15 protein-coding genes are annotated in these 13,766 nt (G+C 38.6%); 4 read left to right on the forward strand and 11 right to left on the reverse strand.

Going from position 1 to position 13,766, the window contains the following annotated elements; translation table 11 throughout:
- The coding region (locus IQ247_RS27760) for a peptidase U32 family protein (protein ID WP_193924921.1) at positions 1 to 1,853 on the reverse strand (1,853 nt) is incomplete at its 3' end.
- A 303-nt stretch (positions 1,854 to 2,156) separates the two neighbouring features.
- On the opposite strand from IQ247_RS27760, the gene IQ247_RS27765 reads away from it, so the two are divergent.
- Complete coding sequence (locus IQ247_RS27765) at positions 2,157 to 2,399, forward strand: helix-turn-helix domain-containing protein (RefSeq protein WP_193924922.1); 243 nt, start codon at positions 2,157 to 2,159, stop codon at positions 2,397 to 2,399.
- A complete protein-coding gene (locus IQ247_RS27770) occupies positions 2,386 to 3,135 on the forward strand; it encodes a hypothetical protein (protein WP_193924923.1) in 750 nt (249 codons plus the stop codon). The genes IQ247_RS27765 and IQ247_RS27770 overlap by 14 nt, the downstream gene beginning before the upstream one ends.
- On the opposite strand, the gene IQ247_RS32905 is transcribed toward IQ247_RS27770, so the two are convergent.
- From IQ247_RS32905 to IQ247_RS27800, 7 genes are all read right to left on the reverse strand, one after another.
- The gene (locus tag IQ247_RS32905) at positions 3,098 to 3,733 is read right to left on the reverse strand and encodes a DNA cytosine methyltransferase (RefSeq protein WP_228060099.1); all 636 of its coding nucleotides are present in this window, start codon (positions 3,731 to 3,733) and stop codon (positions 3,098 to 3,100) included. The genes IQ247_RS27770 and IQ247_RS32905 overlap by 38 nt on opposite strands.
- Complete coding sequence (locus IQ247_RS32910; RefSeq protein ID WP_228060100.1) at positions 3,721 to 4,245, reverse strand: DNA cytosine methyltransferase; 525 nt, start codon at positions 4,243 to 4,245, stop codon at positions 3,721 to 3,723. Before IQ247_RS32910 ends, IQ247_RS32905 begins: the two co-directional genes overlap by 13 nt.
- Positions 4,246 to 4,571: 326 nt before the next feature.
- Positions 4,572 to 5,177: a Uma2 family endonuclease gene (locus tag IQ247_RS27780; RefSeq protein WP_193924925.1), complete on the reverse strand. Its 606-nt coding sequence runs from the start codon at positions 5,175 to 5,177 to the stop codon at positions 4,572 to 4,574.
- Positions 5,178 to 5,203: 26 nt separating this feature from the next.
- Positions 5,204 to 5,860, reverse strand: a complete 657-nt coding sequence (locus IQ247_RS27785; RefSeq protein WP_193924927.1) for a DUF3226 domain-containing protein — start codon at positions 5,858 to 5,860, stop codon at positions 5,204 to 5,206.
- Positions 5,861 to 5,864: 4 nt separating this feature from the next.
- Positions 5,865 to 6,998 (reverse strand): AAA family ATPase, encoded by a 1,134-nt coding sequence (locus IQ247_RS27790; RefSeq protein WP_193924928.1) that lies wholly within the window; start codon positions 6,996 to 6,998, stop codon positions 5,865 to 5,867.
- Between the two features lie 214 nt (positions 6,999 to 7,212).
- Positions 7,213 to 8,343: an aldo/keto reductase gene (locus tag IQ247_RS27795; protein ID WP_193924930.1), complete on the reverse strand. Its 1,131-nt coding sequence runs from the start codon at positions 8,341 to 8,343 to the stop codon at positions 7,213 to 7,215.
- 124 nt (positions 8,344 to 8,467) lie between these two features.
- Positions 8,468 to 8,971: a bifunctional nuclease family protein gene (locus IQ247_RS27800; RefSeq protein ID WP_193924932.1), complete on the reverse strand. Its 504-nt coding sequence runs from the start codon at positions 8,969 to 8,971 to the stop codon at positions 8,468 to 8,470.
- A gap of 340 nt (positions 8,972 to 9,311) precedes the next feature.
- Here IQ247_RS27800 and IQ247_RS27805 point away from each other — a divergent pair, with 340 nt between their 5' ends.
- Positions 9,312 to 9,992 carry a riboflavin synthase gene (locus IQ247_RS27805; RefSeq protein WP_193924933.1) on the forward strand — a complete coding sequence of 227 codons (681 nt, stop codon included), beginning with the start codon at positions 9,312 to 9,314 and terminating at the stop codon, positions 9,990 to 9,992.
- Here IQ247_RS27805 and IQ247_RS27810 read toward each other — a convergent pair.
- The 3 genes from IQ247_RS27810 to IQ247_RS27820 all read right to left on the reverse strand — a co-directional run bounded on the left by IQ247_RS27810 (position 9,989) and on the right by IQ247_RS27820 (position 12,863).
- Complete coding sequence (locus IQ247_RS27810) at positions 9,989 to 10,135, reverse strand: alpha/beta hydrolase (protein WP_193924934.1); 147 nt, start codon at positions 10,133 to 10,135, stop codon at positions 9,989 to 9,991. The two genes, IQ247_RS27805 and IQ247_RS27810, sit on opposite strands and share 4 nt — an antisense overlap.
- A 76-nt stretch (positions 10,136 to 10,211) precedes the next feature.
- Positions 10,212 to 11,906, reverse strand: a complete 1,695-nt coding sequence (locus IQ247_RS27815) for a M23 family metallopeptidase (RefSeq protein WP_193924935.1) — start codon at positions 11,904 to 11,906, stop codon at positions 10,212 to 10,214.
- A gap of 93 nt (positions 11,907 to 11,999) precedes the next feature.
- On the reverse strand, positions 12,000 to 12,863 hold the full coding sequence (locus tag IQ247_RS27820; RefSeq protein WP_193924936.1) for a biotin--[acetyl-CoA-carboxylase] ligase: 864 nt from the start codon (positions 12,861 to 12,863) through the stop codon (positions 12,000 to 12,002).
- Positions 12,864 to 12,951: 88 nt separating this feature from the next.
- Between IQ247_RS27820 and pgeF the strand changes: the two genes are divergently transcribed.
- Positions 12,952 to 13,761, forward strand: coding sequence for a peptidoglycan editing factor PgeF (gene pgeF / locus IQ247_RS27825; RefSeq protein ID WP_193924937.1), 810 nt, complete (start codon positions 12,952 to 12,954; stop codon positions 13,759 to 13,761).
- Positions 13,762 to 13,766: the final 5 nt, after the last annotated feature.

The following is a 13,766-nucleotide window of genomic DNA, read 5'->3' on the forward strand; positions in this document are numbered from 1 at the left end:
GGGGGGATGGGGGGATAATTTTTTACTTTATTAACTGCTTCGCGATATTTTCTGGGGTCTTCAAATTCACAGTATATAGTTTTTATTCCGGTTTTTAGTACTGCTTCTAATTGCTTGATGTTTCTAACTAAAACTATTAAATTTGGAGGTTTATTAATAGTAGAGGAATGACAATCAGGAAGTAAGTTTTTTAGAGAAGCGTTTTCATTAATTATCCACCGCTTGGGTTGACTTCGCAATTCTTCTAAGTTTGCTACGATTTCCCGACGCATTTTATTTAATTCGCTTACCGGCAACATCAATTCACCTTTGATGTAATTTGTCAAGTCCTGTAAATAAAAAGGAGTATTCCCTAAACGTCCGAATTGTTCTTGTAAGCGTTCTGTAGTCAGGGGTTTTGTATGGGCTTCAACCAGTGCAATTTCAGATTCAATCTGCACCACATGACCGATTTCGTCGCGAGCAATAGCTACTAAATTTTGTCCTAATTCTCCATACACTTCTACAGAAATCGGACGCTGAAATTTTGGATTATCCCCTGCAAAGCTTTGCCGTAACTGCTTATCAAGTTCCGGATCGGAAGTTTTCCATAATTTATCACCAACATGAATTCGTTGCCAATTTACATTACCCTTACCAAAAGTCAATAGAACATCTTTACCTTGATTTTCCACCGCATAAATTCTACCTCCTTCCTCCTTCGCTTCTGGGTGTCCGCAATCAAACACTACACCATCACCGGGTTTTATCGGGACGGAAACAGGATGGGGGGAGACATTGGGTGGGGAGACCGGATGGGGGGAGACGTTATGTATAACGTCTCTACATATGGTTACTTTTTCTTTATTAATACTTTTGACTTTTCCCAAATAAACTCCACGCTTCTTACCAAACCGAGCATGAACCAATTCTTGATTGTTGATTCCACTGAACCATCCCGTATAAATTCCCCGTGAAAAAGCCATTTCTAGATTATATTTTTCCTTGGAATTTTGAGACGAATCCTCAACCTTTGACCTTTGACCTTTGACCTTTAACCTATCTAACGCTTCCCGATAAACCTTGGTTACATTTGCCACATACTCCGGTGATTTTAATCGTCCTTCAATTTTCAAACAACTCACCCCAGACTTAACCAAATCCGGCAAAACTTCCAACCCCGACAAGTCTTGAGGACTGAGCAGATATTGGCGATCGCCTAAATTTACAGTGTCCCCATCTGCGATTAACTCGTAGGTCATCCGACAAGCTTGAGCGCATTCACCACGATTAGCCGAACGTCCTCCCAAAGCCTCACTAGTCAAGCATTGTCCGGAATAAGCAACGCACAAAGCCCCGTGAACGAACACTTCTAAAGGTAAGGAAGTTTGTGTTTGCTGCTGTATCTGATTAATTTCTTTAATGGAACATTCCCTTGCTAACACCACCAAATTACAACCAAGTTGTTTGGCAAACTCCACCCCAACAGCACTAGTTACCGTCATCTGTGTAGAAGCATGGATAGGAAAGTCTGGTGAAATGTGGCGAATAAGACAACAAATACCGACATCTTGAACGATAACTGCATCAACTCCAGCGGCAATAATGGACTTGATATAACGCTGTGCTTGCTTGAGTTCTTGGGGGAAAACCAGCGTATTCAAAGTAACATAACCCTTCACTCCTCGGAGGTGCAGAAACTTGATTAATTCCGGTAAATCAGCCTCGGTGAAATTTTCCGCTCGCATTCTAGCGTTGAACTTATCCAAACCAAAATAAATCGCATCCGCACCATTTTCGACAGCAGCAAGGGCGCATTCCCAATTACCAGCAGGAGCGAGAAGTTCGGGTATTTGTGGGGAGTTACTTTTCATAACGGATTGTGGGAAGTCAGATAACACCATTGTGATTGTATCGTTGGTGGTGGGGGATGTGGAAAGAGTTAGTTGTCCTAGTAGGGGGAGAGAGATATCTGTTTGAATACTTTAGTCTGTATAACTATTGTCTTCAAAGATTTAATATAACGTGAGTTCAATGTTGATTCCTTCGATTGCGGCTTGAAGATTTTTAGCGGGGTTAGAAGTCGGGTTTTTATAATTATTGTCTGTTAGTACGGACACTTATCCTAAAAACCCGACTTCTATGCTAGTCATTGAATTCACGTTAATTTATGACTTATGCAGTCTGGAAAATTAGATAGCTATTTAGGGCGAGAAATACAGCGTCGTCGTTCAGAAAAAGGTTGGTCACAGGAGTATCTAGCAGAAAATACAGGTTTGCATAGAACTTATATTAGCCAGCTTGAGCGCGGTTTAAAAAGTCCTTCGATACGAGTTCTTAACCATATTACAGGAGCTTTAGGAGTGACAATGAGTGAATTTTTAAAAGGAGTAGAGGAAGCTTTGAGTGCTGACAAATGAAGAAATTGAAAGATTAAAACAAGGGATAATTGCTACAATTGCATCTCCAGTTATTGGCTCTATAGAAGATTACGCATGGGAAGCTATTTTTCATTATGTTAAAAGTCTTCCGATGTTAGATCCGGCATCAGGACGCAGTAAACTTCTATATGACGCTGTTGATAGAGAAAATGGGATTGGTTGGTCGCTTAAGTCGCTTCAAAAAAGTAATCTTTTAGTTGGAAGCTCTTTTTTATTTGTAATTCAAAGAGCAGATGTTATTAAAAAAGCAGATTCACTTGGTTTTCCTGGATTAACGGAAAAATCTCCACCCCAAGAAATCGGAGCGGCTATTATTAAACATTGGAATGAAAAAATTATTACTAGTTGTTCAGCACAAGGTGTTAGAACTAGTTACGAAGGTATACTGTTGAAAACCATCAAAGGTATAGAATATCGTTATTGTGAATTTCCTTTAGAACCATTAGAAACAGATACCTTTTCTTGGAATTGGACAACAAATAAAAATACTGGTAAATTAGGTGCTGATTTACAGGGAAGTATTGCAGGAAACATAGAATTAGTCTGGTATAAAAATCAAAAACAACTTTTCAGAGCTAGAACCATTCCCGAACAAGCAGTTCGTATAAATGTTAAAAGATATCGCCTCAATCCTGCTAAATACGTAGAAACTATTTTGTCATCATTAGAGCAACAATTTAAACAAGACTCTTCTGATGAAGAAGATTCTCTTTAAGTAAGGATACAGCTATAGCTTTTGCGAGTATTGGAGGAACAGATTCTCCAATTTGAGCAGCCATATTTGTGTATGAGCCTAAAAAGTGAAAATTATCGGGATAGGAATGCAATCTTGCTGCTTCTCGGATTGTAATAGTTCTGTTTTGAGTAGGGTGAAAAAATCTTCCAGAGCCAGGATGAAAAACCCATTTAGTAATTGTTTTAGCAGGTTTATCCCAAAATAATCTTCCATATGCACCGCTATAGTGCTTTTTTGGAGCTAACTCTGGTGGTAAATTTCTAGCATCTTCTCCTTCTTTTAATACCTTTGCTCTAGCCATCTGAACTGGACTTAAAGCACGCGCAACATGATTAGTTAATTTCTTACTAACTTTACGCATTAAAACTTGGTAATCGCTTTGCGCGGGATAAGGATAATACTTATCAATATACTCTTGACCGGCTTCTAATGAAGGTAAATCTCCGATTGCATCTCTAACAGTAGTAATTGGATTAAGGGATGCTTCAAATATACTCAATTGTAGTTGAAAATCAACTTTAAAATCTTTATGTGTTGCTTCTGGAATCAACGGTGTTTGACTATCTAAACTAGCCAAAAAAAAGCTCTTGACCTACTTTGTGGTACGCCGTAATCAGCGGCATTTAAAGATGCTGATGTAACTTTATATCCAATCGACTCTAATCCCGCGTGTATATCATTTTTGACTGCACCATTATATGCCTTTAATATTTCAGGCACATTTTCCATTACAACATACAGAGGTTTAAATTCTTTTACATACTCTAGAAACGTTTTATATAAAAGATTGCGGGGATCATTCAAATATCGATATGCGGCTGTGACATTACGGGAAAAACCTTGACAAGGAGGGCCACCTATCAAAGCTGTAAGTTCTTCTCTTTGTAATCCAAGCGATAAGCGCAATTCTAAAGGATTAATTTCTTGGATATCTTGATGAATAATATGCGCTTCTGCATAGTTATACTGATACGTTGCTAAAGCCTTGCTATTTATATCAATGGCACATAAAGACTTGAAACCAGCCATATGGAATCCCGTAGACAACCCACCTGCACCTGCAAATAAATCAATAAATGTATGTTTCATAATACTGAATACTAAAGTATTCAAAGGCAAAAAGCAAGTAATTGAAGAACTGTCCTTCAAAAGTCTTTTAAAGCGATGTAAGCTTCAACTAAAACATCGATAAGTAAATAACTTTAAGCAGTAGTATAAATTATAAATAATACAGGAGTAGAAAACTTACTTGAAAGCTGAATTAGGTGATTTTCAAACCCCTCCTGCCTTAGTGGCAGAAATATTAAAATGTTTAAGTATAAGTAACAAGTATTGTCCAAGAGTATTTGAACCAACTTGTGGAATCAGAATGGTTATCCGCATTAAAATTATTATCGAAAAAATACGCTTTATAACTAAACCGTATCATCATCATTTTTCAAATCAACCGCTTCAAACTTAACCTTGTTATATAAATCTTGCAGCGAAATCTCAAAAGGTACGCTATTGAAGGTAATATTCTCATCTTCCTCGTCATATTCGCACATCACCCATCGTTTCTTTCCAGTTTTAGAATATTGCTCGACACGAATTTTAGTTTGGTCAATTAATAGATATTCTTGAAAAGATTCAATTGTACGATAAGTTTCAAATTTACCTTGTTTGTCATAACCTTTAGTAGATTTGGATAAAACTTCTATAATTACTTGTGGATTTAAAATAGTATCCGTGCGGTTATCATAATACTCTGCTTCACCAGCTACAATCATTACGTCAGGATAAGTGTAAATTCGTCGTTTAGGTATCCACAAACGCACGTCACTGATAAAAACTTCATAATTTTCTTTTCTAAAAGCAAAGTTCGCAGCAGAATATAAATTACCCGCTATACGATTATGATTTGTAGATGCACCCGCCATCGGAATAATTTCTCCGTCAACATATTCGCTTTTATGATTAGCTGTTGCTTCTAATTCCAGATATTCTTCGGGGGTATAATAGCGTTGTTGGGTTATTTGCATGATTGGAAATGAAAGTGAAATAATTTCTATAAATCATACAAAGCTTTAAACCAATTAAAAAATATTTCTGCTTTCGGATGATTTGGATTTAAAATACGTTCTTTAATCGCTTGATGCAACTGTCTACCAGGCTCGTTTTGCCAAGCTAGCCAAGTATAAATATTTGCTTTGTCAAAATGAGAATCTTTGAATGCTGCACCTTTACTTTTTGCTTGTTTAACAACTTCTTGAGTGTATTGCCAAATCGACTCATTTTCATCTGTAACCATATATGCCAAGAAAGTTTCTAACATTCCTTTTTGTTGATTATCCGGCATTATCCAGACACCAAATTTTATGCCAGTATTCGTTTTATGAATTAATCCTGTATTGGGTAATTCTTGTGGAAAGTCAGGCATAATTTTTAGGCAAGCATTTCTTATACTATCCCAACATCCTAAAGGGTTATCATCTGCATCTACCATTAGTCCTAAATTCGTCAAACCAGAAGCTTTTAATTCAGTGGAAATTAAATCTGAATCGATAAATTGATTGCCACCATAAACTTCAATATCAACAATTGCTGTTTTTCTTGTTTCTCCCCAAGGAATTCCTTTAGCTTCAATAAAATATGGTATAACTCGTTTATCTTGTTCGCCTTCTACTATAAGCTTTTTTGCTATATATTCCTTTTGCCTTGCCATAAAATTATCGCACCTCAATTTCTCTTTCGGCGGCGATGACAATTTCACGTTCATTAAAAGATACTGCTGTATTTTTATCCTTCTCTATACGTTGAATTGTAATTCCATCTTCAGCAGCATCTTCTTCTCTAGCAATGCTTGCTAAACTTGTCCAACAGTCACTACTATGTGTAGTAGCAAAAACCTGCACATTTAATCTTTTAGCTGTTTTCCAAATTAACTTCCACATATCAGACATGGCAGTAAAGTGAAGCCCAGTATCAATTTCATCCACAAATAATACTCCATCTTTAGCACATACAATTGCTAAAGCAAGCCCAAGTATACGCCACATTCCGTCTCCCATACTACCTATTGGCAGGCGCTGAGTACTATCTGAAAGAAGTACAACAAAGCCAGTTTTTAGTTCCGAATTTCTGAATTTATTAGAAGTAACTGAAGCAATTCGCTCAATTTTTGGTTCAATTGTCTGGAGTGCTTCTGTTATAAGTTTCTCTTCAGGAGTTAAAACAACTTCATCAAATAGTTCAATCATCTGCTTTGAATTCAAAGAAGAAGATGTCACAAATTGTGTTCTGACTACTTTTTTATTCGGATTCTGTCGATATTGCCGGGTACGTATTAAAGCCAAACCACCATTAATTGACAAAGGTAATGTCGAAATCTCTTGTTTATCTTGGTAAGTCCAGATGACACTAAAATTGAGTTCTCTAAGTTCTATTAAAGATTCATCAAAACCAGGAAACTCTTGGTTACTTTCACCAATATGATTGTTTCGAGGATTCAAATCGCGAGTTCTTATTGAAACAGTCATCTTCTCTTCTTCATTGTCATTTATACCAGAAATTGAGAATTGACTTTCTGGTTCAATTTCATGACCATAAAAAAGGTGTTTCACATCAAGAAGTAAACCAATTCCTCTACTATCATCATCATCATCGCGAACATATTCACTGCGGTTTGCCATTATCTTGCTGAGTGGTTCAAAATTAGTCCGCGAACATAGAAGTTGAACTGCTTCTAATATCGATGTTTTACCACTATTATTTTCACCAACAAGCAAATTAATTCTACCAAGCTGCTGAAGCTCAAAAGATTTAAAACAACGGAAATTTTCAATTTTGATATTTTTAAACATATTTTCGTGCTACAAAAATTTATAGCCAATGCTAATACCAATGTTAAGGTAATATGCTGCGGCAATGGTAGCTATCAAAAATTTCTCGTTGGTGCGTGACGCTAAAACTCTTATTATAATTACAAAATTAATCTAAGATGCGGGAGGAATATCCACACCGCCTAAGAGCCTCCCCTACAACTAATAATCCAAAATCTAAAATCCAAAATGATTTTTACTCCCACAATCTTCTTCCTTCTTTGCCATTTAATCTTTCATGAGTATCTTTCAACAAAGCAGGAATATCTAACTTGGATGGACACTTCGGTAAACATTCCCCACATTCTGTACACCGACTACCTTTCATTCCAGGAAACCAATGTCCGGCATTTTCAAACATACCGTAACGATACTTTCCGTAATCTGTCATCTCGTATGCTACAGCTAAATTCCGCAGTCGTAATACTTCGGGAATATTAATATTTTCGGGACATGGTAAACATTCATAACACTGACTGCATTTTTCAGTATCTAAAACTGTATTTTGATGATTTTCTAATCTTTTAAATACTCTAATTTCTGCTAATTTTAGTTCTCCATCATTATCGGCAACTTTTAAAGGTTCGATCAATTCTTCAGGAGTTGCAGCACCGACACTCAATGTTGTGACGCGCTTATCACTGAGTAAAAAACGATAATTTAATTCTAAGGGAGAAAACGGATGAGTTAATTGTTTTAATTTATCCGATGGCGTATATAATCTTCCTCCTTTATCCGCAGGAGAAATAATAAAAATGCCCATGTCTTTTTCTGCTGCTAACTCAACCGCAGCGGCATTACGCTGAAAAAAATAGTAATAATGCAGATTGACAAATTCAAAAAAATCTGTATTTATCGCCGCCAAAATTATTTCTAAGGGTGCATGAGTGGAGAAACCGACATGACGTACTCTACCATCAGTAACAGCTTCTCGTATTCCTTGCATACAGCCATTTTCAGCCCGCACCCAATCTAGATGCTCCCAGGTATTTAAGCCGTGAATAGCCAAACAATCAAGATAATCTAGCTGTAATCGCTGTAAAGACTTGTCGATGCACCGACGCATAGAATCAGCATCACCTGTGGGTGGGATTTTGCTAGTGATATACAATTTATCGCGGGACACAGGCAATCGGGTTTTAAGTACTTCACCCAAATACTCCTCACTTTTGCCATAACCACTAGCAGTTTCGATATGATTAATCCCTTGTGCTACCGCTTCAGTAATAGTTAATCTTGCATTAGCAAGTGAAGCCAGATAGCGCATTGTTCCCAAAGAAAACACTGATAAATGTAGATTTGTTTTCCCGAAGCGTCGGTATCGCATTTTTCTAATTTTGGATTTTAGATTTTAGATTTTAGATTTTAGATTAATTAGTGGGAAGTTTAGAGAAGAATACTTATAGCAGCATAACCCGAATCCAAAATCCAAAATCCCCAATCTAAAATTGTTAGCTATTACTAGTACTATCACCAAAACGCTTGATTAAATCTTCTGGACGGAGATTAGATACAAATTCCCGGAAAGCTTCTCGCTCTGCTTCATCGGCATCCCTATCCACCGGAATTGAAGCATCCGCAACGACTTCTTCCATTACCCAAATTGGTGTATTTGTACGCAACGCAACGGCGATCGCATCGCTCGGACGAGCATCAATTTCTTTTTGGGTCTCACCTTGCTTTAAAATTAAAGATGCATAGAAGGTGTCTTTTTGCAAGGAGTGGATAATCACTTTTTCTAAAACCATATTCCACTCTTCTAGAATATTCACAATCAAATCGTGGGTCAACGGTCTAGGAGCTTTTTGATTCTCCTGTGCCGCCATAATAGCTCTCGCTTGTTCTTGACCAATATAAATTGGCAAAGCGCGGCGATCTGTTGCATCTTTGAGAAGTACTATCGGACTGCGAGTAATTGCATCCAACGCTATGCCAGCAACTTTCATTTCAATCATCGACTATGCCTCTACATTCCTTTGAGCGCTTCGACAAAATTGGTAACAAATAATACTCTTGCCTAAGCAAGTTGGAAAAAATTTCAACATAAGTTCTAATTTTCTATAATTGCTTCTATTAAACTCCCTTTAGGGTCGTGAATAACAGCTCCCAGTCTAACCTTATTAGTTCTAGAATAATGTACTTACCCCAGTATGCCTTGTCTTTGCTGAAATGTGTTTGTAGCTCGATACATTTCACTGTTAAAAATAATACTTACCTATGAAAGAATATGGCAGAATTACTAGTTAATTTAAGTTGAAAATAAGCAAAATATAGAGTTAGTTGGACAAAAAAACCGTGTTTACAGGAATAATTCAAGCATTCGGAACGATGAGATCCCTTGGGGGAGATTCTTGGCAAATTACTTGCACTCCCTCTTCATGGTCGGGAATTATGAAAGACTTAGCTTATGGTGATAGCGTAGCAGTAGATGGGGTTTGTTTAACAGTAGAAGATGTCTTGAAAGACGGTTTTATTGCCACTGCTTCCCCCGAAACTTTAAGTCGCACAACTCTGGGAGAATTGGCAACTCAACAACGCTACGTCAATCTAGAAACTTCTTTAAGAGTTGGTAGTAAAATAGGCGGCCATTTTGTCATGGGACACGTTGACGGGATAGGTAAGTTGATCTGTTCCGAACAAACAGCGACTTCTTGGGAAATGACCTTTAAAGCGCCATCAACCATTGACCGCTATATAGTCCCCAAAGGAAGTATTGCTATCAATGGTATCAGCCTTACTGTAGCTGATTACGATCCAGAGATTTCCCAGTTTAAAGTAGCTGTGATCCCAGTAACCTATGCTGAAACAAATCTTCGCGATTTAATTCCGGGTAGTTTGGTAAATTTAGAAGGTGACATCCTCGGTAAATACGTAGAGAAATTTATTTATTCTGGCAAGGAAAATAATTCAGTTTCATCTCAACCTGCCCAAAATGAAATTACACCCACGTTCTTAGCTGAACATGGGTATTTCTAAGAGGGGAATTGGTAATTGGTAATTGGTAATTGGTAATTGGTAATTGGTAATTGAGAATTGAGAATTGGGAATTGGGAATTGGGAATTGGTAATTGGTAATTGGGAATTGGTAAATTTATTGCTCGCGGTTCCCCATCATCCATCACCCATCACCCATCACCCCATCACCCCATCACCCCATCACCCATCACCCATCACCCATTACCCATCACCCATTACCTACTCTTCAACAACTTGGGCTGTCTGTAAAGTTTGTAAGAACTGATTAAGTGCATACTGTAACTGCGCTCCTGGATTTGTTGCCACCCAACCGTTGGGGGTCAATTGACGGGTTTCAAAATGTAGGTGAGGCCCCGTAGAATTACCAGTACTACCTACGCGCCCGATAACCGTTCCTCGTTCTACCCATTGACCCGGACGGACAAATAGTTCAGACATATGACCGTAGAGTGTTTGCTGGGCGCTGTTATGATTTAACACAACGGTTATACCGTAACCCCCTACCCAATCGGCAATTTCTACTTGTCCTGAATCAGCCGCTAAAACCGGGGTTCCAGTTGCCGCAGCTAAATCTATACCCGAATGGAAACGGCGATCGCCAGTTAATGGATGTTGTCTCCAACCAAATACTGAACTGATTGCCGAAGGTACGGAAAGAGGAAATACTAATCCATTAGCATTGTAATTAGAGCTATAAACACCACCATAAGGGCTGCCGCTATAAGCAACTTTTGGTAATGAAGATGCTAGGGGAATGTTATAAGCTACAGCACTAGGACGAGGTGCGGTATTGTTAGCTGTGATTGGTGCACTCAACATTCCACCACTAGGAGCAATGGCTTGTTGGCTAACTGTAGTCTGGGGAGTAAAGCTGCTGGGTGCTGGAATAAAGCGATTGGAACTGTAAGCTTGTTTGGGACTACGAGAAGCAACTCGGCTTACCGATCTGTTAATCGGAGCAACGGGAGCAGCAGTTCTAACCGCATTTTTAACTATATTAGGTGTAATTGAAGCAACACGCTTAATAGTTTGACTAGGACGATAGGTATTAACCGATTTATTCGGCAATACAGTTTTAGTTACTTCCCTAGAACTAACTTGAGTCGGAGATGATGCTGTTTTTTTGACTTTTGCAGGTGCTGTAACCATCCCTACTGAAGCATTTTGACTTTCTCTCAACCAACTAGGTGTTGATTTCTTCGCGGGAGTTTTTCTCGAACTCGCTTGGGACTGACTTGAAGAAGCCGCACAATTACCGGAAATTCCTTGTCCGCTAGCAACCGATTGACAACCACTCTTACGTCCTGTAACTACTACGGAATTGGGTGCTTGATACTTTTTACCGTAATTAGTCGGATCAATTAAAGCGTTATTGTAATCTTTCTTTGATTCACTCACAGAAGTATTTCTAGGAGGAATTGTTCGAGTTTTCCGAGGAGAATCAATCGGAGTTTTTGACGCTGTGGGCTTTGATTGAGGTTTTGTCTGAATAACTACACTAGAAGGTGAAGTCGGTACTGATTTTCTCTCCCTGACGACTACAGGATTTGTAGTAGAAGGACGTTTTAATTTAGTTCTTAAAGTGCTTGTTTTTTCTTGATTATCTTTTTTTACCGATAATCTTTGTTTAAGCCTAGCTCGACGTTCGGAAAATTCTACTTTAGACTGGGGTGGCTCTGGTGTAGGAGCGTCACTGATGAGAATAGGTTTATTTTGTGTGGCTTTTTCACCGCTCGTTGCTTGCGAGGATGTTTCAGTAGGAACAATATTGTCTATTCCTGAAGTTGTTTGGGCAACTACAAAGCCGCTGCTCAGTAAGCTAAAGCTGCCAAGCCAACAAAGGCTTTGCGCTGGTAGCGAGCGCTGCCATGATGATTGCGGATGGTTATGGGCAGAGTTTTTGCGCTGCGTCATTGTTTTCTAAATAATCTCTTGTGTAATTATGACTTACAGATAACTTCAGTAAGTTATTGTCTCAATTTTAAGTTTGGGGCAACAACAGGCCAATCAATCCGAAGAATTACGGTAGCCTAAACTGATTGTACCGGGCTGGAGGAAAACGGATGATGGTTTTACAGAAAAAGTATCGTCCGTTGATCTACGAAGATGAAGATTTCCTGTAGAAGTAACGCCAACTACAGTTCCGGAAAAATCATCATTAACATTAACTATGTCGCCCAAATTAGAAAGCAATTTGGTATAGCGAGACAATAATATATTGACTCCTTCTTGTTCTAAACACTGTATACCGGAATCTATTCCCAGCAAAACCACAGCAGCTAATTTTTCTAAGCAAGAAATTTTGCTTGGATTTCCTTGGTTATTCCAAGAATCCAAATTAACCCCTGTAGAAGGAACCGGATTTGTCCAATTAATTCCAACCCCAATTACTGCTTGAGTAATTTTACTAGTACGGACTTTAGTTTCAGTTAAAATTCCGCCTAATTTACGACCATTTAAAACTAGATCGTTAAGCCACTTAATTTCAACATCAACACCATACTTTCTCAATTGTTCGGCAATCCCCCAAGCAGAAGCTAAAGTTAATTGATAGCCTGAATTTATATCTAATTTAGGAGCAAAACCGTAAGAAAGATACAAACCACCCCGTGAAGATACCCACTTATGACCCCATTGTCCGCGTCCGGCAGTTTGTTCTGCTGCGATTACTACATATCGTGAATCACTGTGAGTTGTTTTAATCGGGGGAAACTCGTCATCACCAACGCAGGAGGGTTCTTGAGCCAGCAATTCCCATAAAGTTTTGTTTGTTGAAGCGACACTTTCAAAAATATGCAAGTCAAAAGGTAAACAAGTATTTTCACCTTCTGTCAAAAGTTCAGCTTTCAGCTTTTGCTTATTTAATACCACAGCACATAACCGAAATTAGCTTATTCAAGTTAGCATGAATTGACGAAATTGATTTTTATTAAAACTAAAACTAAAAAGGTAAACTAATATGCATACTTGGCACTGGCACAGTTGGCAGGAATTGCCTTATTTGAGTTGCAGTCTGCTCTCCCAATTTGCCCATGGCTTTTTCACCCAACAGTTCTCGTCTCATAGTCTTGAAGATATGACCAAGATACTTCACCAAGAAGCATCAGTTTATCGTCTTAAGCAAGTACATGGCAATGAGGTTCTCACCCCACGGGAAATTGAACACAAACTCAGTCTAGGTGGTGATGAAGTAGAGCAGGTAGGAGACACAATCTTAGCAAAAGCAGATGGTTTGATTGGTGAACAGCCTTTGCAAGCCGTGTGGACAGCAAGTGCGGACTGTACCCCCGCATTAATTGGGGATGTTAAAACTGGACTTGTTGCAGCAATTCATGCAGGATGGCGCGGTACGGCAAAAAAAATCATTCCTCAAGCTATCTCCCGAATGCAGTCTCAAGGAAGCAAACTCCAAGATTTACGAATTGCCATGGGACCGGCGATTTCAGGAGAAGTTTACCAAGTTTCCGAAGATGTTGCAGTTCAACTAGCTTCAACTCTTATACCAGAAGAAGACGAAAAAACAATTATCAATGCTTTACAAGAATTAGATAATTCTCCTTTATTTCCCGACTCAGAACCCGGAAAAGTCCGCATAGACGTGCGACAAGTAAGCGCGTTACAAATGGAACAACTCGGAATCAGTCCCGAACAAATTTCCTTAGCACCTTACTGTACCTACCAAAACCCAGAAAACTTCTTCTCCCACCGTCGTGCGAAACAAGGAAAAGTCCAATGGTCGGGGATTGTTAGTATGGGGAATGGGGTATAGGGTTC

The organism is Plectonema cf. radiosum LEGE 06105 (assembly GCF_015207665.1).
Taxonomy (GTDB): Bacteria; Cyanobacteriota; Cyanobacteriia; order Cyanobacteriales; family Nostocaceae; genus Rivularia; species Rivularia radiosa_A.

Coding starts and splice junctions, on each gene's coding strand:
- IQ247_RS27800 (WP_193924932.1), bottom strand. CDS start 8,971: ATGATTGAAATGAAAGTTGCTGGCATAGCGTTGGATGCAATTACTCGC.
- IQ247_RS27765 (WP_193924922.1), top strand. CDS start 2,157: ATGCAGTCTGGAAAATTAGATAGCTATTTAGGGCGAGAAATACAGCGT.
- IQ247_RS27795 (WP_193924930.1), bottom strand. CDS start 8,343: ATGCGATACCGACGCTTCGGGAAAACAAATCTACATTTATCAGTGTTT.
- pgeF (WP_193924937.1), top strand. CDS start 12,952: ATGCATACTTGGCACTGGCACAGTTGGCAGGAATTGCCTTATTTGAGT.
- IQ247_RS27780 (WP_193924925.1), bottom strand. CDS start 5,177: ATGCAAATAACCCAACAACGCTATTATACCCCCGAAGAATATCTGGAA.
- IQ247_RS27790 (WP_193924928.1), bottom strand. CDS start 6,998: ATGTTTAAAAATATCAAAATTGAAAATTTCCGTTGTTTTAAATCTTTT.
- IQ247_RS27785 (WP_193924927.1), bottom strand. CDS start 5,860: ATGGCAAGGCAAAAGGAATATATAGCAAAAAAGCTTATAGTAGAAGGC.
- IQ247_RS27815 (WP_193924935.1), bottom strand. CDS start 11,906: ATGACGCAGCGCAAAAACTCTGCCCATAACCATCCGCAATCATCATGG.
- IQ247_RS27810 (WP_193924934.1), bottom strand. CDS start 10,135: ATGGATGATGGGGAACCGCGAGCAATAAATTTACCAATTCCCAATTAC.
- IQ247_RS32910 (WP_228060100.1), bottom strand. CDS start 4,245: ATGAAACATACATTTATTGATTTATTTGCAGGTGCAGGTGGGTTGTCT.